Source organism: Streptomyces sp. NPDC127097 (genome assembly GCF_042724075.1).
Taxonomy (GTDB): Bacteria; Actinomycetota; Actinomycetes; order Streptomycetales; family Streptomycetaceae; genus Streptomyces.
In genome coordinates, this window is the sequence record NZ_JBHXFI010000030.1 from 67,983 (window position 1) to 88,202 (window position 20,220).

12 protein-coding genes are annotated in these 20,220 nt (G+C 73.6%); 4 read left to right on the forward strand and 8 right to left on the reverse strand.

The window, feature by feature from the left end; genetic code table 11:
- Nucleotides 1–23: 23 nt before the first annotated feature.
- Nucleotides 24–887 carry a rhomboid-like protein gene (locus tag ACFWJW_RS22690; RefSeq protein ID WP_387244217.1) on the reverse strand — a complete coding sequence of 288 codons (864 nt, stop codon included), beginning with the start codon at nt 885–887 and terminating at the stop codon, nt 24–26.
- Nucleotides 888–1,128: 241 nt separating this feature from the next.
- Between ACFWJW_RS22690 and ACFWJW_RS22695 the strand changes: the two genes are divergently transcribed.
- The 4 genes from ACFWJW_RS22695 to ACFWJW_RS22710 all read left to right on the forward strand — a co-directional run bounded on the left by ACFWJW_RS22695 (nt 1,129) and on the right by ACFWJW_RS22710 (nt 7,863).
- Complete coding sequence (locus ACFWJW_RS22695; protein WP_387244219.1) at nt 1,129–1,893, forward strand: spermidine synthase; 765 nt, start codon at nt 1,129–1,131, stop codon at nt 1,891–1,893.
- 73 nt (nt 1,894–1,966) lie between these two features.
- Complete coding sequence (locus tag ACFWJW_RS22700; RefSeq protein ID WP_042148648.1) at nt 1,967–2,707, forward strand: response regulator transcription factor; 741 nt, start codon at nt 1,967–1,969, stop codon at nt 2,705–2,707.
- The gene (locus ACFWJW_RS22705) at nt 2,704–3,837 is read left to right on the forward strand and encodes a sensor histidine kinase (RefSeq protein ID WP_387244221.1); all 1,134 of its coding nucleotides are present in this window, start codon (nt 2,704–2,706) and stop codon (nt 3,835–3,837) included. The genes ACFWJW_RS22700 and ACFWJW_RS22705 overlap by 4 nt, the downstream gene beginning before the upstream one ends.
- A 237-nt stretch (nt 3,838–4,074) precedes the next feature.
- Nucleotides 4,075–7,863, forward strand: coding sequence for a multifunctional oxoglutarate decarboxylase/oxoglutarate dehydrogenase thiamine pyrophosphate-binding subunit/dihydrolipoyllysine-residue succinyltransferase subunit (locus ACFWJW_RS22710; RefSeq protein WP_387244223.1), 3,789 nt, complete (start codon nt 4,075–4,077; stop codon nt 7,861–7,863).
- Between the two features lie 99 nt (nt 7,864–7,962).
- Here ACFWJW_RS22710 and fxsT read toward each other — a convergent pair whose 3' ends face one another.
- The 7 genes from fxsT to ACFWJW_RS22745 form a co-directional block, all read right to left on the reverse strand.
- Nucleotides 7,963–10,983 carry an FxSxx-COOH system tetratricopeptide repeat protein gene (fxsT, locus tag ACFWJW_RS22715; RefSeq protein WP_387244225.1) on the reverse strand — a complete coding sequence of 1,007 codons (3,021 nt, stop codon included), beginning with the start codon at nt 10,981–10,983 and terminating at the stop codon, nt 7,963–7,965.
- A gap of 133 nt (nt 10,984–11,116) precedes the next feature.
- Entirely contained in the window at nt 11,117–12,271 is a 1,155-nt protein-coding gene (locus tag ACFWJW_RS22720) for an FxsB family cyclophane-forming radical SAM/SPASM peptide maturase (protein WP_387244227.1), read from the reverse strand.
- A 159-nt stretch (nt 12,272–12,430) separates the two neighbouring features.
- Nucleotides 12,431–12,649: a YxD-tail cyclophane-containing RiPP peptide gene (locus tag ACFWJW_RS22725; protein WP_042148635.1), complete on the reverse strand. Its 219-nt coding sequence runs from the start codon at nt 12,647–12,649 to the stop codon at nt 12,431–12,433.
- Between the two features lie 106 nt (nt 12,650–12,755).
- Entirely contained in the window at nt 12,756–16,142 is a 3,387-nt protein-coding gene (locus ACFWJW_RS22730) for an SAV_2336 N-terminal domain-related protein (protein WP_387244230.1), read from the reverse strand.
- Between the two features lie 5 nt (nt 16,143–16,147).
- On the reverse strand, nt 16,148–17,203 hold the full coding sequence (locus ACFWJW_RS22735; protein ID WP_387244233.1) for an AAA family ATPase: 1,056 nt from the start codon (nt 17,201–17,203) through the stop codon (nt 16,148–16,150).
- Nucleotides 17,204–17,552: 349 nt separating this feature from the next.
- Nucleotides 17,553–19,793, reverse strand: a complete 2,241-nt coding sequence (locus ACFWJW_RS22740) for a trypsin-like peptidase domain-containing protein (protein ID WP_387244236.1) — start codon at nt 19,791–19,793, stop codon at nt 17,553–17,555.
- Nucleotides 19,793–20,212 carry a CU044_2847 family protein gene (locus ACFWJW_RS22745; RefSeq protein WP_387244239.1) on the reverse strand — a complete coding sequence of 140 codons (420 nt, stop codon included), beginning with the start codon at nt 20,210–20,212 and terminating at the stop codon, nt 19,793–19,795. Before ACFWJW_RS22745 ends, ACFWJW_RS22740 begins: the two co-directional genes overlap by 1 nt.
- Between the last annotated feature and the right edge of the window lie 8 nt (nt 20,213–20,220).

Genomic DNA, 20,220 nt, shown 5'->3' on the forward strand with positions numbered 1-20,220 from the left:
GCCGGACGGGCCGCGGGGCACGCTCAGTACATCCGCGCGCCGCGCAGGGCGGGATGGCCCAGGTCGCCGAGGAGCGGTGCGGGTGCGGCGCGCCGGGTGCGCCAGCGGCGCAGCAGCGGCCAGCTCGCCACCCCCAGGGCGAGCGAGAGCAGATGCCCCCAGTCGGACAGCGGGTCGACGTAGGCGAACAGATCCGTCAGCGCCAGATAGCCGACGCCGGCCAGCAGCAGCCGGCCCGGCCAGGCGGGCAGCAGCCCGGCGAGGGCTCCGGTGCAGGTCATCACGCCGAAGCTGATGCCGTAGTCGAGGCGGTGCAGCGAGCTCTCCGGCAGCCCGCCGGCGGCGACCGAGAAGGCGACCGGCAGTTCGGTGGCGAGGGTGGCGAGCACATGGCCGCCGAAGAAGACCGCGACGGCGGCCCGGGAGCCGATCCGCCGCTCCAGCGCCGTCAGCACGAAGACGAAGGCGAGGGCGTACCCGGAGGTCATCCCGCCGGCGATCCACAGGGCGCTGGCGATCAGCACCACCAGCGGGGCCTGGGCGAGATGGACGACATCGGTGCTGGAGCCGTGCAACAGGTCGGAGACCAGCCCCGGGTCGGCGTACTCGGCGAACAGCGAGGTGGCCACGAGGAGCACCGCGTAGCCGAAGGTGAAGGGGGTGCCGACGGGTGTGGGCAGCAGCCGCCAGGGCCGCCAACGCGCGGGCGCACCAAGGGCGTTCGGCTCCGCCTCGACGGCGGTGCGGGCGCCGGTCTCCCCGCCCCCGCGCTGCCGGGGGATGCCGGGCAGCAGACCCGGCGTACCGGCCGGGCCGGTGTCCGGTCCCGCGCCGGCCGCCGGCCCACGACCGGTCCGTATCCTCTCGGCGGATCCCAGCCAGCTCACAGTCCGAGGCCCCTTCCGTCCTGGCGCATCCGGTGAACCACGCCCGTGCCCCCCGGCCGTGAATCCCTGCCCTGTCCTACGTCCCGGACCACCCTGCACGCTCAACCCATGAAGAACCTGTGAGAGTGAGATCCATCACACGGGGCAACCTCCGGCGGGCGCCGCACGTCCGGGCAGACGGCGGGGGGACGTGTCCCCAAAGCGTTGGACCGGCGCACCCCGCATTGGCCACGATGGCGCCATGGCTCCCGTGACACCGCCGCAGGCAACGACCGGCGCCCCCGAGGCCCCGCGCACGCTCGACCGCCGTCAGGGCCCGTACGGCGAGGTGGTGCTGCGGCAGCGGGGTGGGCCCGCCGCGGCGCCCGGGACCGACGGCGCCGGCACCCCCGCGGCACCGGTGATCTACGAGATCATCGCCAACGGCTGCTTCCTGATGGACACCTCCGACGGCCGCTCCGAGCGGCTGCTGATCGATGCCGCGCTGGACGCGCTGCCGGCCGGCCGCGCCCACCCCTCCGTCCTCATCGGCGGCCTCGGCGTCGGCTTCTCCCTGGCCCGCGCCGCCCGGCAGCCGCGCTGGGGCCGGATCGTCGTCGTCGAGCGCGAGGAGGCGGTCATCGACTGGCACCGCACGGGCCCGCTGTCGGCCGTCTCGGCGGCCGCGCTGGCCGATCCGCGCAGCGAGATCCGGCACACCGACCTCGTCGCCCATCTGCGCACGGAAGCAGGTCAGGACACCTACGACGCGCTGTGCCTGGACATCGACAACGGCCCCGACTGGACCGTCACCGAGGACAACGACAGCCTCTACTCCCCCGACGGGCTCGCCGCCTGCCGGGACCGTCTGACCCCCGGCGGAGTGCTCGCCGTCTGGTCCGCGCAACCCTCGCCGCCCTTCGAGGACGCACTGCGAAATGCCGGTTTCAGCGGGGTACATACGGAAGAGATCCCCGTTGTCCGAGGCGTCCCCGACGTGGTCCATCTCGCGCGCAAGGGCGCGTAGCCGACAGTCACACCATGCCCGTACGCTGCTGCCCAGCAAGACGCGACCACGCAGGGACATGCAGGGGCGGGCGATGGACCAGACTCAGACAACGCAGGGCGGCGCCGCCGCGGCCACGCCGGGTGCCCAGCGCCGGGTGCTGGTCGTGGAGGACGACCCCACGATCGTCGAGGCCATCGCGGCCCGGCTGCGCGCCGAGGGCTTCCAGGTGCAGACGGCCACCGACGGCCCGGCCGCCGTGGACACCGCCGAGGCATGGCAGCCCGATCTCCTGGTCCTCGACGTGATGCTGCCGGGCTTCGACGGCCTGGAGGTGTGCCGCCGGGTCCAGGCCCAGCGTCCGGTGCCGGTGATGATGCTCACCGCCCGGGACGACGAGACCGACATGCTGGTGGGCCTCGGCGTCGGCGCCGACGACTACATGACCAAGCCGTTCTCGATGCGGGAGCTGGCCGCCCGGGTGCACGTCCTGCTGCGCCGGGTCGAGCGCGCCGCACTGGCCGCGCACACTCCCCGCAGCGGCATCCTGCGCCTCGGCGAGCTGGAGATCGACCACGCCCAGCGCCGGGTCCGGGTGCGCGGCGCGGACGTCCATCTGACGCCCACCGAGTTCGATCTGCTGGTCTGCCTGGCGAACACCCCGCGCGCGGTGCTCTCCCGTGAGCAGCTGCTGGCCGAGGTGTGGGACTGGGCCGACGCCTCCGGGACCCGTACGGTCGACAGCCACATCAAAGCGCTGCGCCGCAAGATCGGCGCCGAGCGCATCCGCACCGTCCACGGCGTCGGCTACGCCCTGGAGACCCCCGCCGCATGACGCGGTCGCCACGCACGCGCCTGACCGAGCTGTGGCAGCGGGTCTGGGAGGGTCTGCGCCCGCTGGACCCGTACCGCTCCGTCAAGGCCGCCCTCGGGGCGCTGGTCAGCGTCTCGGTGATCATCACCACCCTGCTGGTGTTCGTCGCGATGCACTCGGCGACCGAGCTGCGGGTGATCACGATCTTCTCGATCATCGCCTCGCTGCTGATCACCCAGTTCGTGGCCAACAGCCTGACCGCTCCGCTCGACGAGATGACGGATGTCACCCGGTCGATGGCGCACGGTAACTACAGCCGCCGGGTCCGCTCGGAGCGCCGCGACGAGTTCGGCGACCTGGCGAACGCCTTCAACCGGATGGCGGCCGATCTGGAAGCGGTGGACACCCACCGCAAGGAGCTGGTCGCCAATGTCTCGCACGAGCTGCGCACCCCCATCGCCGCGCTCCGGGCCGTCCTGGAGAACGTCGTCGACGGCGTCTGCGAGCCGGACCCGGAGACGATGCGCACGGCGCTGAAGCAGACCGAGCGGCTGGGCCGGCTGGTCGAGCACCTGCTGGACCTGTCCCGGCTGGACAACGGGGTGGTGCCGCTGCACTCCCGCCGCTTCGAGGTCTGGCCGTATCTGTCCGGGGTGCTCAAGGAGGCCAACATGAGCCGGGGCGCCGCCACCCTCTCGGGTCTCTCGGGGGTCGCCGGCTCCGGCACCCACACCCGTACGGACGTCCATCTGCACCTCGATGTCTCGCCGCCGGAGCTGACCGCGCACGCGGACGCCGAGCGGCTGCACCAGGTCGTGGCCAACCTCATCGACAACGCGATCAAGCACAGTCCCCGGCACGGCCGGGTCACGGTGCACGCACGGCGGGGCGAGGGGCCGCAGAGCCTGGTGCTGGAGGTGCAGGACGAGGGCCCCGGCATCCCCGAGGCGGAGCGCTACCGGGTCTTCGAGCGGTTCAACCGCGGCGGCCCGGCCCCCTCGGGCCCCGGCAGCGACGGCGGTACGGGCCTGGGCCTGGCGATCGCGCGCTGGGCGGTGGATCTGCACGGCGGACGCATCGGCGTCGCGGAATCGTCCCGCGGTTGCCGGATCCGGGTCACTCTTCCGGGGCTGGAGTCAGCTCGAAGCTGACGGCCGCTGACGTAGGGTCGGTGGTGGAAGCACTTCCTCCGGGTGTGGTGGCGATCACTCCTCACCCGCTCAGAGGCAAACTTCGTGTGTTTCCCGCCAAGTCATGCCCTGAAACCCGACCGGGAATGTGACGTACGCGACGAGTGCCCCTCCCGGCCTGCACCAAGGGTCACAACAGGCGTAGCCTTTATTCCCGCTGTCCACCACCTTAGGAAGCGGAAGAGGGCGGTTGCCGCCGTGTCGCTACAGTCCCCCAACAGCTCGAGCATCTCGACCGACCAAGAGGGGCAGGGTAAGAACCCTGCTGCCGCGTTCGGTCCCAATGAGTGGCTCGTCGACGAGATCTACCAGCAGTACCTCCAGGACCCGAACTCGGTAGACCGAGCCTGGTGGGACTTCTTCGCTGACTACAAGCCGGGCGGTGCCACCGCGCCGAGCCAGCCGGCGGAGGATGCTGCCCCCGCTCCGGCCGCCCCGGCGCAGTCGGCCGCGCCCGCGGCCGAGCCGAAGCCTGCTGCCGCCGCGCCGGCCGCCCCGGCGAAGCCCGCCGCGAGCGCTCCGGCACCGGCGAAGGCCGCTCCGGCGAAGGCCGAGCCCGCGAAGGCGGCTCCGGCCAAGCCCGCCGCGAAGCCGGCCGCCGAGGAGGGCTCGGCTCCGGCCGGTCCCGAGCTCGTCACCCTGCGCGGCCCCTCGGCCGCCGTTGCGAAGAACATGAACGCCTCCCTGGAGCTGCCGACGGCCACGTCCGTCCGCGCGGTCCCGGTGAAGCTGCTCTTCGACAACCGCATCGTGATCAACAACCACCTCAAGCGCGCCCGCGGTGGGAAGGTCTCCTTCACCCACCTGATCGGGTACGCGATGGTGCAGGCCCTCAAGGCCATGCCGTCGATGAACCACTCCTTCGCGGAGAAGAACGGCAAGCCGACGCTGGTCAAGCCCGAGCATGTGAACCTCGGTCTCGCCATCGACCTGGTGAAGCCGAACGGTGACCGCCAGCTCGTCGTCGCCGCCATCAAGAAGGCCGAGACGCTGACCTTCTTCGAGTTCTGGCAGGCATACGAGGACATCGTCCGCCGGGCCCGCGACAACAAGCTGACGATGGACGACTTCACCGGAGTCACCGCGTCGCTGACGAACCCGGGCGGCATCGGCACCGTGCACTCCGTGCCCCGCCTGATGCCCGGCCAGTCCATGATCATGGGCGTCGGCGCGATGGACTACCCCGCGGAGTTCCAGGGCACCTCCCAGGACGCCCTGAACAAGCTGGGTGTCTCCAAGGTCATGACGCTGACCAGCACCTATGACCACCGGGTGATCCAGGGCGCCGCCTCCGGCGAGTTCCTGCGGATCATGAGCCAGCTGCTGCTCGGCGAGAACGAGTTCTTCGACGACATCTTCAAGTCGCTGCGGATCCCCTACGAGCCGGTCCGCTGGCTCAAGGACATCGACGCCTCGCACGACGACGATGTCACCAAGGCCGCGCGGGTCTTCGAGCTGATCCACTCCTACCGGGTCCGCGGCCACGTCATGGCCGACACCGACCCGCTGGAGTACCACCAGCGCAAGCACCCCGACCTCGACATCACCGAGCACGGGCTCACCCTGTGGGACCTGGAGCGCGAGTTCGCGGTCGGCGGCTTCTCCGGCAAGTCCATGATGAAGCTGCGCGACATCCTGGGCGTGCTGCGTGACTCGTACTGCCGCACCACCGGCATCGAGTTCATGCACATCCAGGACCCCAAGCAGCGCAAGTGGATCCAGGACCGGGTCGAGCGCTCGCACAAGTCGCCCGAGCGCGAGGAGCAGCTGCGCATCCTGCGCCGGCTGAACTCCGCCGAGGCGTTCGAGACGTTCCTCCAGACGAAGTACGTCGGCCAGAAGCGCTTCTCGCTGGAGGGCGGCGAGTCCGTCATCCCGCTGCTGGACGCGGTCATCGACTCCGCGGCCGAGTCGCGCCTGGACGAGGTCGTCATCGGCATGGCCCACCGCGGCCGCCTCAACGTGCTGGCGAACATCGTCGGCAAGTCGTACGCGCAGATCTTCCGCGAGTTCGAGGGCAACCTCGACCCGAAGTCGATGCACGGCTCCGGCGATGTGAAGTACCACCTGGGCGCCGAGGGCACCTTCACCGGTCTGGACGGCGAGCAGATCAAGGTCTCGCTGACCGCCAACCCCTCCCACCTGGAGGCCGTGGACCCGGTCGTCGAGGGTGTCGCCCGCGCCAAGCAGGACATCATCAACAAGGGCGGCACGGACTTCACGGTCCTGCCGATCCAGCTGCACGGTGACGCGGCGTTCGCCGGCCAGGGCGTGGTCGCCGAGACGCTGAACATGTCCCAGCTGCGCGGCTACCGCACCGGCGGCACGGTGCACGTGGTCATCAACAACCAGGTCGGCTTCACCGCCGCCCCGGAGTCGTCGCGCTCGTCCATGTACGCCACCGACGTGGCCCGCATGATCGAGGCGCCGATCTTCCACGTGAACGGCGACGACCCCGAGGCCGTCGTCCGCGTTGCCCGTCTGGCCTTCGAGTTCCGCCAGGCGTTCAACAAGGACGTCGTCATCGACCTGATCTGCTACCGCCGCCGCGGCCACAACGAGTCGGACAACCCGGCCTTCACCCAGCCGCTGATGTACGACCTGATCGACAAGAAGCGCTCGGTGCGCAAGCTCTACACCGAGTCCCTCATCGGTCGTGGCGACATCACGCTGGAAGAGGCCGAGCAGGCGCTCCAGGACTTCCAGGGCCAGCTGGAGAAGGTCTTCACCGAGGTCCGCGACGCCACGACGGCCCCGGTGGCCCCCGAGGTGCCGCAGCCCAAGGCCGAGTTCCCGGTCTACGTGGACACCGCGATCTCCCAGGAGGTCGTCAAGCGGATCGCCGAGTCCCAGGTCAACATCCCCGAGCGGGTCACCGTCCACCCGCGGCTGATGCCGCAGCTCCAGCGCCGCGCGGCGCAGGTCGAGGACAACGCCATCGACTGGGGCATGGGCGAGACCCTGGCCGTCGGCTCGCTGCTGATGGAGGGCACCCCGGTCCGGCTCGCCGGCCAGGACTCCCGCCGTGGCACCTTCGGCCAGCGGCACGCGGTGCTCATCGACCGGGAGACCGGCGACGACTACACCCCGCTGCTCTACCTGTCCGAGGACCAGGCCCGCTTCAACGTCTACGACTCGCTGCTCAGCGAGTACGCGGCGATGGGCTTCGAGTACGGCTACTCCCTGGCCCGCCCGGAGGCGCTGGTCATGTGGGAGGCGCAGTTCGGTGACTTCGTCAACGGCGCCCAGACGGTCGTCGACGAGTTCATCTCCTCGGCGGAGCAGAAGTGGGGCCAGACGTCCGGTGTCACCCTGCTGCTCCCGCACGGCTACGAGGGCCAGGGCCCGGACCACTCCTCGGCCCGTATCGAGCGGTTCCTCCAGCTGTGCGCGCAGAACAACATGACGGTCGCCATGCCGACCCTGCCGTCGAACTACTTCCACCTGCTGCGCTGGCAGGTCCACAACCCGCACCACAAGCCGCTGGTCGTCTTCACCCCGAAGTCGATGCTGCGTCTGAAGGCCGCGGCGTCGCGGACGGATGAGTTCACGTCGGGCGGCTTCCGCCCCGTCATCGGCGACTCCACGGTCAAGCCCGAGGATGTCCGCAAGGTCATCTTCTGCTCCGGCAAGGTCTACTACGACCTGGAGGCCGAGCGGGAGAAGCGCGGTGCGCACGACACCGCGATCGTCCGTATCGAGCGGCTCTACCCGCTTCCCGGCAAGGAGCTCCAGGCGGAGATCGCCAAGTTCCCGAACGCCGCGAAGTACCTGTGGACCCAGGAAGAACCGGCGAACCAGGGTGCCTGGCCGTTCCTCGGCCTCAACCTGATCGACCACCTCGACCTGGCCGTCGGCGCCGATGTCCCGCACGGTGAGCGACTGCGCCGGATCTCCCGGCCGCACTCCTCGTCGCCGGCCGTCGGCTCCGCCAAGCGCCACCAGGCGGAGCAGGCACAGCTGGTCGCGGAAGCCTTCGACGCGTAGGCGTCCGGGCCGCCGGAGAACCGGCAGGCAGCAGCGGCAAGGGCCCGTCCCCGGTGGGGGCGGGCCCTTGCCGCTGGCGTGGAGCGCCTGCGCGGCTCGCTACACGGGCTGCGGTTCGAAGTCCCAGTACGGGCGGCGGCGACGCCGGGCGGACAGGGTGTGCGGATGCTCGGCGCCCAGGGTCTCGGAGAGCTGCTGAATCGCCTCCTGTTCGAGCTTCGCCGCCTCCTGGCCCCGGCGGAGCGCCCGCAGGTCCTCGGACAGCGCCGTCTTCGCGGAGAGGGTCAGCGGATGGGTGTCGCCCAGCCTCGCCTTGGCCCGCTCCAGGGTGTCGCGGCCCAGCTCCACCGCACCCTCCTCGTCGTCCACCCGGTTGCGGGCCGCGGCGGCGTTCAGCGCACAGCCCAGCGTCCAGGGGTGGCCGGGGCCCATGGCCTCGGCCATCCCGCTCAGCGCGCGTTCGGCGAGGTCCAGCGCGTCCGCCGGGTCGCCGAACTCGCCGCGGACCAGCCCGACGTTCCCCAGGGTGCCGACCGTGTACGGATGGCGCTCGCCGGCCAGTGCGCGATAGCGCTCGGCGACCTCCTCGGCAAGGTCGCGGGCGTGCCCCAGATCGCCGTGCTCCCGCAGGAAGGTGGCATGGTCCGCGCGCACCATCAGCGTCTCGGGGTGGCGGGGCCCCAGCACCCGGCGGGAGCGCTCGACGAGGTCGGCCAGCAGGCCGGCGGCCCGGGTGACCTCGCCGGAGCGGCGCAGACACAGCGCGAGATTGTGTTCGGCGCGCAGGGTCTGCGGGGTGTGCGCGCCCATCACCTGGAGATGCAGCCGGGCGTTGAGCTCCTGGCTGGAGGTGGCGTCGCGGTAGCGGCCGAGCAGGCGCAGGGTGCGGGCGTAGGCGGTGCCCGCGTTGAGCGTGAGGTGGTGGCGGGCGCGCAGCTCGCGCTCCCGGAAGGACAGCACCTCGCGATGGGTGACCAGCGCTTCCTCGTACCGGCCGAGCAGCGCCAGGACGCTGCCGAGGTTGTGCCGCGAGGAGAGGGTGCGGGGCGCCTCCGGGCCGAGCAGCTCGGTGTAGGCCCGCCAGACGGCGTCGAAGAGGTCGTAAGCCTGCTCGTAGGAGCCCAGCGCGATCAGGGTGCCGGCCAGCCCGTCCTGGGCCCGCAGCAGATCGGCGTCGGAGGGGTCCCGCTCGGCGGCGAGCTGGTCGACGACGGCGCTGCCGACCGCCTCGGCCTCGCGGTAGCGGCCGAGCCGGCGCAGCATGTTGGCGTGCTGGTGGGTGAGGACGAGCATGGTGCGCTGGGTGGCCGCGAGGCGGGTGCGCCAGCGGGACATGAACTGTTCGCACAGCCGCAGGCCCATGCGGTACTCGCCGCGGACCCGCAGATACTCCACGCAGTTCAGCAGCAGCTGCTGGACCGTGGGCTCGGGGCTGTCGAGGACGCCGGCCGGCTCCAGATGCGGGATGAGTTCGGCGTAGCGCTCCCAGTAGCGGGTGTCGGCGGGGTTCTGCGGGTCGGCGGTGACCAGCACCCGGCAGGCGCACGCCGACATCAGATCGCGCTCGTCCTCGGTCATGTCGCTGCGCAGGAACCGGTGGTAGAGCCGGTGCATCAGCGCGGTCTCCACGGCCGGTTCGGCGTCCTGGGAGACCTGGTAGTCGAGGCGTACGGCGGTGGACTCGGTCAGCCGGCGCAGCGCGGTGTTCCAGCTGATCGGCTCGGCGGCCAGGTCGGCGAGGTGCTCGGGCAGGTCACCGCGGCGGGCCCGGGCGAGCATCGGCACGGGGATGGTGTCCGGGGCGAAGAACGCGAACAGCTTGAGGAGTTCGACCGCGGCCGGGCTGCGTTCGCGCAGCGTGTTGAGAGTTATGGCCCAGCTCGTCTGGAAGGCCATGGGGTAGTCGGAGGAGATCCGGATGCCGACGAGGCTGGGCTCGCCGCGGCGGATCAGCTCGATGTACTCCTTGGGGGACATCGGGTTGGCGTCGAGCCAGGCGGCGGTCTGGGCGAGCAGCAGCGGCAGGTCCTGGACCGCCTCGGAGAGCAGATCGGCCTCCATCGGCGTCAGCCGTGGGGCGCGCCGCCGTGCGTAGGCGACGCTCTCGACGCGGTCGAAGGGCGGCACCTCGATCTCCTGGGCGCTGCCGGAGCCCGACCAGTCGCGGGTGAGGGTGGTGATCAGGACATGGCCGCGGCCGTCCGGGACCAGGTCCTCGATCTGCTCCATGTCGTCGGCGCTGTCGAAGATCAGCAGCCAGCGGCGGTAGGGGCGGCCGACCCGGAGCGCTTCGTGGACGGCGCGGATGCGGTCGCCCAGCTCACGGCCCACGGGCAGGCCGAGCCGGGTGGCGAGCTCGGCGAGCTGCTCGCGGGCGGCGCCGCGGTTGGTGGCGCTGATCCACCACACCACGTCGTAGTCGTTGCCGAAGCGGTGGGCGTATTCGGCGGCGATCTGGCTCTTGCCGACGCCGGAGGTGCCGTACAGCGCGATCCGGGTCTCCAGCGGCGGGCCGGCGCCCGCGCCGGAGCCGGCCAGCTTGCCGTGCAGCGCTTCGAGGACGTGGTCGCGGCCGGTGAAGCGGTTGTTGCGGCGCGGGATGTTCCACACCTCGGGCGGGTTGTTCGGGAAGCGGGGCGCGCCGGGCGCGTCCTCGTCCACGGCCCGGCCCGGCGCCGCGATGCCGAGCCGTTGGAGTACCCGGCGGTTGGCCTCGTGGGCGTCCAGGTCGCGCAGGTCGGCGGGGCGCAGCAGGGAGGCCGTGGCGGGCAGGCTCTGGGTGGCCACACTCACCGCGGCGAACCGGTCGGCGTGCGCGGGGACCACCTCGCGCAGTGCGGCCGTCCACTCCTCCTGCGTCTTGGGGCCCAGCCGGAAGTACCAGTCGTCCAGCACCATCAGCAGCCGGCCCTCGGCCGCCAGCAGTCCCGACAGCTCCTCCGCCAGGGCGGTGTCCACCTGGGGGTCCCAGCGCAGCATGGTCGTGCCGTGGCCCTGCTGCTCCAGCTGATGGGAGATCCAGGCGGCCCAGGGCCGGGTGAAGCCCGCGTAGCTGATGGTGATGTGTTCGTTGGAGCCGGTGGGACCGGGAAAACCGGAAAAGTGGGCCTGATCGACCATGCGACCGTCTCCCTGGGATGCGATGGTGCGCGCGCGGAGAGGCTGTCTCATCAGGCACGCCCTGGCTCTTTGGCACGATAGCCCAAGTGTCCCTCCATATGACGACAGAGCGTCAGGTCATCTCGGACGCAGGTCAGTTGAGGGCGACCGTGGCGTCCAGGCGGGCCGCGAGGTGCCGGATCAGGCGCTCCAGGTCGGCGCAGTAGACGGACGGGTTGGTGAAGCCGCCGGCGTCCGCGCGGTAGCGGTGGGCGTAGTTGCCGCCGCCGCACACCTCCACCAGGGCGCAGCCGCGGCACTGTGCGCCGAGGCCGTCCCGGCCGCTGCGGCGGGCGGCCATCCCGGGGTGTGCCAGGGCCTCGTCGAAGGTGTGGTGGAAGACGTCGAGGCCGGTGGCGGCGGCGCCCTCGTAGGTGGATTTGAGCGAGTCGACCTGTTCGATGGCGCCGTCGGTGTCGACGACCAGGGCGACGACCGGGGAGAGCCCGACCGCCTCGCTGGAGCTGGGGCGGCCCAGGAGGAGGCCGAGGATTTCGGTGAAGACCCGTATCCGCGGTCCGGGGCCGCCGTCCCACCACAGGTCGAAGACGGTGCACAGCCAGTCGCCGTACGGGGTGCGGCCGGCCGGGCCGAGGGGGGCGGGCGGTGGGCTGGACCAGTTGGCGTGCGGGAGGAGGAAGTCGACCATCGGGGGGTCCAGGGCGCGCAGCGAGTCGTAGACCTCGGCGGGGGCGGCGGTGATGTCGATGGTGCACAGGATGCCGGCGAAGACCTCGGGCCGGTCGTGGAGCAGGCGTACGGCGCGGGAGACCGCGGGCCAGGAGGGCCGCCCGGCGTGGTCGATACGGCGGCGGTTGAGGCCGGCGGTGCCGCCGTCGAGGCTGAGGCCGAGCCGGAACCCGGCGGCGCCGAGGGTGTCGATCATGTCCCGGGTGAGCAGCGTCCCGTTGGTCTGCACCCCGAATTCGGCGGTGCAGCCGGCGGGCAGCGCGGCGCGGACGGCGGCGGCCTGGGCCAGCAGTGGTCCGGGGCCGGTGAGCAGCGGCTCGCCGCCGTGCAGATCGATCCGGACCTCGCGCAGCCGGTGGGTGCGGGCGTGTTCGGCGATCCGCAGGGCGGTCTGCCGCATGGTGGCGGCCGGGACGGTCGGCGGGCGGGCGCGCCAGCTGCGGTCCGGCCCGGCGTAGATGTAGCAGTAGGTGCAGGCGAGGTTGCAGCGGCTGTGGACCTTGAGCACGAACTGCCGGAAGGGCACGACAGCGGTCGGGCCGGTCTTCTCCCCCGCCACGGGTCGCCCCCTGCTCTCGTCTGCCTGCGTCGAGGTACGGGCCCGGCGATTCCGGCCCGCTGCCTGGTACATGGCTCCGCCCTCGGGCGAAGAACCAATTCCCCCCAGCAACTGGCCGGTTTCCTTGCACGTTTGCCCAAAAACAACCGTTCTCGACCCTCAGTGCAAGACCTTCTCCGGACCGTCCTCGTAATAGGCGACGGCGTCCTCCGCCGACGGCCAGTTGCGCAGCAGCAGCGCCGCCACCTCGCCCAGCACCGCATGGTCGGTCCGTGCCGCCAGAACGCCCACGTCGACCCCGGCGAAGTCCGGCAGCCGCTCGGCCGACGGCCCCGGCGGGGCGGCCACAGCCGGTTCGGTGCGGGGGGTAGTCGCCACGCTGCTCTCCTCTGGCCGGCTGGACGGGTGTGTTCCCGAACTGCCGTCCACGGAAACACGTTCCGGTGCGGACGGCCAGGCAGCCGGACGGGGGGGCTAGGGGGTGTCAGGCGGTGGATTCGAGGGCGCGCATACGGGCGCGGGTGCGCTGGGCCTCGGGGCCGGTGTCCTCGCCGGCCCGCTGCCACTGCTCCCAGCTCTCGCGGTAGGCGTGCAGCGCGGGCCGGGGTCCCGCGGTGACCTCCAGGACCTCGCCGCGGCGGTGGTGGGCGCGGGCGGCGGGCAGGGCGCTGTCGGCCCGCCGGGCGGCCGCGGCGGCCCGGCGGTAGCAGGCGGCGGCCCGGTCATGGCGCTCACGGGAGTCGAAACGGCGGTCCAGCAGCAGCTGCACATCGCCCACTTCGAGCCATGCCTCGGCCGCCACCGCGTCCGGTACGTCCGCGCCGCGGGCGGCCAGCTCCAGGATCCAGTCGGCCTCGTGCAGATCGGCGAGCGAGGGCTGGCGTTCGTAGCGCAGCCGCAGGGCCCGGCCGAACAGCAGCCGGTGACTGCCCAGGTCGGGGTCCTGCGGCGCGACCCGGCCCAGCGCCTCGCGCAGCACGTGCACCGCTTCGTTGGCCAGCCGCTTGCCCGCTTCCCCGGGCGGCTCCAGCCGGGCGCGCAGCAGCAGCGCCGCACCGCGCTCGGCGAGCAGCGCGCTGTGCTCGGGCGAATCGGGGGTGGTCAGCCGGAGGGCGGCGGCCAGCGCGGCGATGGCGGCGTCCAGCGCGGTCAGCTCGCCGGTACGGGTGTGCACCGCGCGCTGGGCGGCGGCCGTACGGCGCAGGCTGTCCGCCTCCAGGGCCCGGTCGTCCAGTTCATGGGCCAGCGCACGGGCATGTTCGAGGGTGGGCAGCACGGACGGCAGGCCCGCGCCGCCGTTGAGCTGGCGGGCCGCCGCGAGATCGAGCAGGGTCTCGCAAACCAGCCGGTCGGCCGCGCCACCGCGGCGGCGCAGCAGGACCGCGGCGGTGTCGAGGTCGTCGGCGGCGCGGACGGCGAGCGCCTCGGCGGGACGCGGCCCTTCGGCGCCGCCACGGGCGGCCCGCCGGGCCTGGTCGAGCAGCACGCCGCCGCGGGCGGCATAGACCTCGCCGGGCACCTGCTCCCCGCTGGGCCACTGGTCGAGGAGCGTGGTCAGCGAGCGTTCCGCCTCGTCGAGAGGGTCCGGGTCGGTCGCGCCGTCGGTGCTCGGCACGGGCGGCAGGGCGGCCAGGCGGCGCAGGACCTCGGTGCGTAACACCATGCTCTCCAGGACGCGGGGGTCCAGCAGGCTCATCAGCCCGCAGGCGGCGTGCAGATGGCGGGCGGCGTCGGCGAGCGCGGTGCGCTCCTCGGCGGGGGTGCCGGCCGTGCGGCGCTCCCGGGCGCGGGCGTGGCCGACCCGGCCGAGCACGATCAGCGCCCGGGTGCGCTCGGCCTCCCGGCCGGCCGTGGCACCCTCCGGGTCGTCGGCGGCCGGCTCGCCCGCGGTGGCCCGTTCGGCGGCGCGGGCCGCGCGCTCGGCCTCCTCCAGGGCGTCCGGCTGGCGCCAGGTCGCCCAGGCGTGCAGCAGCGCGCGGGCGAGGTCGGTGCCGGCCACCGGCAGGCGCTCGGTGGCGGCGCGCAGCAACCGGACCGCCTCGATCAGATCCCGCCCTGCACGGTCCTGTTCGTAGCGCTCCAGGAGGGCCGCGCCTTCCGCGGCGGGTCCGTCGGTCGCGTACGGCCGCCGGGCGGGCGGGCGCAGCGCGGGTTCGAAGCGGCGCAGTACGCGTTCCGAGACCCGGGCGAAGGGTTCGGGGACGGCCCGCCGGCCGGTCTCGGGCTCCCGGCCGCTGCCGGAGAGCATGGCGACCGCGACGGCCGGGAAGTTGCGGGCGCCGCGGCCGAAGGTGCGCTCGACGTAGAGCGAGCAGTGCTTGAGCACCAGGGCCGCCTCCCCCGCGCTGAGCCGGGCGAGGAGTTCATCGCGTACCCCGGGCACGAAGTCGTACCAGGGGCCGCTCACCCCGGCCTGCTCCCCCGACGGCCGCTCGTCCGGCGGGAGTTGCGTGACCAGTCCGCTGAGCAGCACCTCGGCCAGCTCGGCCGGGCCGGTCTGCGGCAGCATCGCGCGCTGGACGAGCTGGATGACGGGCAGCGCGAGCGGCACGGCCGACAGATGCACGGCGAGCAGCCGGGCGGCCGGGGACGCCTGCTGGTCGAACTCGCGGACCATACGGGCCGGCGCGGCGGTCCCGGACGCGGGCGGTGGTCCGGCCGGGTGCTCGGTGCCGTGGTCGGCCCGGACGACGGAGGCCGCGCCGCGCAGCGAGAGACCGGCGTCGGCGGCGGCCAGCCGGGCCCAGGAGCCGAGGGCGGACGGCGTGGCGGACAGCACCGGAATGGCGCGCTCGCGGGGCGCTTCGGCGGCGCCCGGAGGCCCGGCGGGACGGCGGCGGCGCCGGGCCGGGCGGAAGCCGAGGGCCTGGTAGGGGCCCTGGCGGCGGACGAGGGTGCCGGCGACGGCGGGGAGCAGGGTGCGCGCCCACATCCGCTGCGGCAGCGGCTGGACGACGGCGAGCGGGGCATCGGCCGCCCAGCGGTAGAGCAGCCGCTGCATCCGGCCGTCCCGCCAGAGGGGGCCCGCGCAGTCGCTGATGACGAGGGTGAGGTGATGGCCCGTCGGGTCGTGCAGCTGGTCGGCGGGGCGCAGCGGGCGGCCGGGGCCGGGGGCCGCCGCGACGCCCACGTCCGGGCCGTGCGGATGGAGGTAGTGCACCGTGACATCGCGGAAGGCGCCGACCCGCTCGCAGACCTGGCGCAGGTCGTGCAGCATCTGTTCCCAGACGGCCATCGAGGACGAGCCGTCCATCAGGAGCCGCAGGCCGGCCGCCCGGCGGTGCACCCCGCGCAGCACCGGGATGATCATTTCGGCGTGGGCGGAGAGCTCGGCGGTGGCGGGCTCGTCCAGCCTCCGGGGGACCGGGGCGACCGGCGGGCGGTAGCGCTGAATGGGCCGCAGCGCGCGCTGGAGCGGCAGCAGGCCGGGGAACGCGGAGGCGATCGGGACCGCGACCTCGCCGAGGCGCTGCCGGTCCGGGTCGGGGAAGCGTGCGGGCGTCTCCCCCGGGTCACGGGTGGGCAGCAGCTCCGCGACCCGGCGCCGGGCGCCCTCTTGGAGCGCGGACGGAGCGGGGTCCCCGTCCGCCGGCTCCTCCCCGCTGCCGGCCAATGCCGTCCCACCCGTCCCCGCGGTCTCGGCGGATGCGGAGGGTCCCACCCGGAATGTGGCTGAATCCGTACGGTCCGGAGGGTCCCCGTCGGTGGGCCCGGCGTCCGCGGCGCCCTCGGCCCGCGCGGGGCCCGGGGTGATCCACTGGGCGAGCCAGAGGGCATCGGCCATCCCGCGGGCGTCGGCCGGCAGCCCCGCCGCGGTCAGCCGGGCGACGAGTTCGTCGAGGGGGCCCGGGCCGGGCTCCCCGGGGGGCACCGGACTCACCTCGTCCGGTCAAGAGGCCGCATCAGCTCCGCCGTCAGACGCCGCCGCGTCTCCTCCTCGTCCTCGTCCGTCCAGCCCGCTCTCTGGGTCAGGTGGATGGCGTTGAAGAGCTGGTCGACGGCGCGGACATCGCCGGGCTCACGGTCCAGGAAGCGGTCGATCACCGCTTCGTAGCGCTCCGCCGCCCCCTCGCCGAAGTGCGCCCGCACCATGGCGGCGAGCCGCTCCTTGTCGGGCACCGGGATGTGGAGGTGGATGCAGCGGCGCAACAGCGGCGCCGGGAAGTCCCGTTCGCCGTTGCTGGTGAGGACGATGAAGGGGAAGGCATGGCAGCGCACCCGGCCGTCGCGCACCGTGACCCGGGTGCCGTCGTCGCTGAGCACCTCCACCTCGGGGGCGGATCCGGCCAGCCGCTCCAGCTCCGGAATCCGGAACTCCCCTTCCTCCAGCACGTTGAGGAGGTCATTGGGCAGATCGATATCGCTCTTGTCGAGCTCGTCGACGAGCAGCACCCGGGGCCGGGCGGCCGGCAACAGGGCCGTGCCCAGCGGGCCGAGGCGGATGTAGCGGCCGATACCGCCGCCGGGTTCGTCGGCGGGGTCCGGGTCGGCCGTCGCCGCGCTCTCCTCGGTGGCCGGGGCGGCGCGGGCGATCTGGAGATCCTGGAGGCGGCCGATGGCGTCGTAGTCGTACAGACCGTCACGGAGCGTGCTGCGGCTGACGACCGGCCAGCCGAGCACCCGGCCGAGCCCGAGCTCGTAGGCCACCGAATGGGCCAGGGTGCTCTTGCCGCTGCCCGGTGCGCCGGTCACCAGCAGCGGCCGGCGCAGATAGAGGGCGGCGTTGACCAGCTCGCGCTCGGTCTCGCCGGGGCGGTGGTGGCTGGCCTCCCGGTGCTGCACGCCGAGCCTGCGCTCGGAGGAGGGGTCGAGGGCGGTCGGCGGCGCCACGAGGGGGCCGCCGTCGAAATCGCGCCAGGGGGGTGGCGGCGGAAGATGCTCAATTCCGTCGTGCGGTGCCCCCGCGCCACGGTAGATGAGCCAGTCGCTCACGTCGGAACTCCTCGTCGCCGGCCAGGACCTCGGTCAGGAGCGATGGCCATGGCGGACCGCCGGAAAGCCCGGCATCCGCTCGGCCTCCCCCCGCGTCCGCCACCCACAGTCACGCAGTCGCGTCCTCACGAACAAGTCTTCCACGACGCTATGACAGTACCCACCCGGACGGAAGCGCACGGGGCGGTTTCCGGTCTCCCGCGCGGGCATCGCGGGCGCCCAAGTGCCAGGTACGGGGCGTGACTTGCCGTGGGAGGGGCGGATGCCGCCCGGCCGGGCACCGGGCGCGTGCGAGGTGTACGGGGCGTACGCGGCGCCCGGCACGCCAGGGGGCGGCGCCCCGGACCACTCAGTGCGGCGACATCTGGGGGCGGTCCGTGAAGAGCGGCGGAATCGGGTCCTCCGGGTCGTCGTAGAGGAGCACCAGATCACGCGCCCAGTGCGTGCCCTCCTCCGCGGCCTCCGCGGCCTTGGCCCGCAACTGCCGGACCAGCTCGGGCAGCCGGGCCACCCCGCCCGACCCCTGGAGCAGTTCCCGCACCCCGCGGTGGAACTCCTCGCAGCCGGCGTCGCAGTCCCGTTCCTCGCCGTGCCCGTGGGCCGGCCACAGCCCGGCCGGGAAACCGGTGTCCAGGGCGACGCCGACCGCGTCCCGGCCGAACCCGTCGGCGACGGTGTGGCACAGCGCCGGCAGCGCGCCCTCGCCGGCCGTCTCCAGCAGCCGCCAGATCGCCTCCGCGGAACCGGACCGGGCATCGGCGCCCGGCCGCGGCGGGATGCGCAGGGCCTGGAGCTCACGGGCCGCGGCCAGGCCCTGCCAGCGGCGCAGCCAGGCGGGGTCGACCTGTTCGCGCCGCCCCTGGTCCCGCAGGATCACCGCGCGCCCGGGGCCCACCGGCCGCAGCCGGGCGGTGCGCCGGGTCGAGGCCGCCACCTCCCACTGGCCGGCGGCGGTGTCCCAGTGGCCTTCGGGGACGGCGACCTCCAGGCGTACCCGGGCATTCGGCCCGGCGTCCCCGTCGGCCCGCAGCAGCCGCCCGCCGAGCCGCCGCAGCACCTGCTCCCGCGCCTGCTCGAACGGCACCCCGCCGGCCGATTCCTGGACGTCCACCCGCAGCCACTGCCCCTGGCCGTAGCCCTCGCTGACCGACCAGTTGAACAGCTCCTGCCCGCCCTCGTCGTAGAAGAGCGGCTCGAACTCGACGAGCACGGAGCGCGGCCGGCGGCGTACCGGCCCTATCCTCCGGCGGTCCTGCGGCTGGAGCACCACCGCTTTGGCCTGCACGAACTCCGCGAGCCTGGCGGCCTGTTCGCGGACCGCGGCGGCCTCGTCGCCCGGGGCGTCGCGCACCTCGTCGGCGGTCAGCTGCGCCACGATCCGCAGATAGTGCACAAAGGCGCGCAGCTCCGTGTACGGGTCGCTGCCCTGGTAGAGGGCGCCGTGCCCGTCCCGCCACGTACGCAGCACCCAGGCTCCGGGCCGCTCGCCGCGCTCCAGCACCTCGCCGACCGCGGCCTCCACGACCAGCGGGTCGCGCGGTGCGGGCAGCCGGGCCAGCAGGTCCAGCGCCTGGAGCCGCTCCTGGACGCCCCACAGGCGGCCGCGGCCCGCCATGATCGTGTGCTGGGCGTCGAACCAGGTGGGCCCGGCGGCCCGGCCGAGGTCCTGACCGGCCCAGTGCCAGCGGTCGTGCAGGCTCATCAGCGCGTGGTACGGGTCGGGCCCCAGGCCCTCGGCACCCGCGACCAGGTGTTCCGGCCCCAGCCCGCGCAGCGCCGTGACCGGTACCGCCAGCCCGACGTGGTCCTGTTGGTGGCGGCCCTTGACGATGCCGACCACCTCGCCGCGGTCGCAGTCCAGCAGCGGTCCGCCGGAGGCCCCCGGTGTGACCCGGACATCGCTGCCGAACTGGAGGCCCCGGGCGTCGCGGGCGCCGAAACGGACCGCGATGAAGGGGTCGACGGGGGGTGCGGGGGCGCGCGGACCGGCGGGCGCCCCGTGCGAGGCGCGCCCCCGGGTGCCGGGTCCGTCGCCCGGCTCGGGCCCGGGGCGCCCGTCCCGCGGGCCACCCACGCCACCGGCGTCACCGACGGCGCGTTCCCCCCGGTGGCCGGTGCCCGCGTCGCCGTCCCCCTCGGTCACCGCGGGCGACGCGTCGTGCCCGCGGAAGATGTACGCGTCCTCCAGGAGCGTCGCCGGCTGATCGCTGAGCCAGGCGCAGGGGTGCTCGGTCTCCGGGTCGAGCAGCTGGACCAGGGCGAGGTCGGCGCGGGCGGCGGCGGGCCCGGCGGCCGGGTCGGGCCGGCTCAGGTCGTAGGCGAGCCGGGCGGGCACCACCCGGCCGTCTAAGGTGACGCCGAAGATCCCGTCCGGGCCCGTGTCGCGGCGCCGCCCGTCGCTCGCCGCGAGCACATGGGCGCAGGTCAGCACCCATCCCGGGGCGATCAGTACCCCGCTGCCCCACGGCCGGGCCGCGGCCCCGCCCGGTGCGGCGCGCAGGGCGACGGTGGTGCGTCCGGCGTGGTCGAGAAGCTGGGTGTAGTGGGCGCGGTCACCATGGCCGGCGGCGCGGCCCTCGGAGGTCGACATCAGCGGCTCGAATCGTCCGGCTCCCGGGGGTCGGCGGTATGCGGCCCGTGTGGCGTGTCCCCGGCCGGCGCCCGTTCCTCGCGCCGCCAGGTGAGGGTGACGGAGAGGTTGCTCTTCGCCTCGCCGTCCGCGAGCAGGGCGACGGCCTTGCCCGGCTTGGCCGACAGCTCCACGCCGAAGGTCACACTGGTCTCGTGCGGCGCGACCCGTTCGGTGGCCTGCCGGACACTGGCGGCGACCCCGCCGATCACCTCGCGGAGCCCCTCGACCCGGGCCCCGAGCGCGTCCCAGGCGCCGACGTCCTCGAATTCCCCGTCCGCGTCGTCCGTCCCGTCGGGCGCCGGGGTGTCCAGCCGGGAGACCCGGGCCCAGACTTCCGTACCGTCGGGAAGTTCGATGCGCTGTGCGCGATCTTGCATCACGGCCT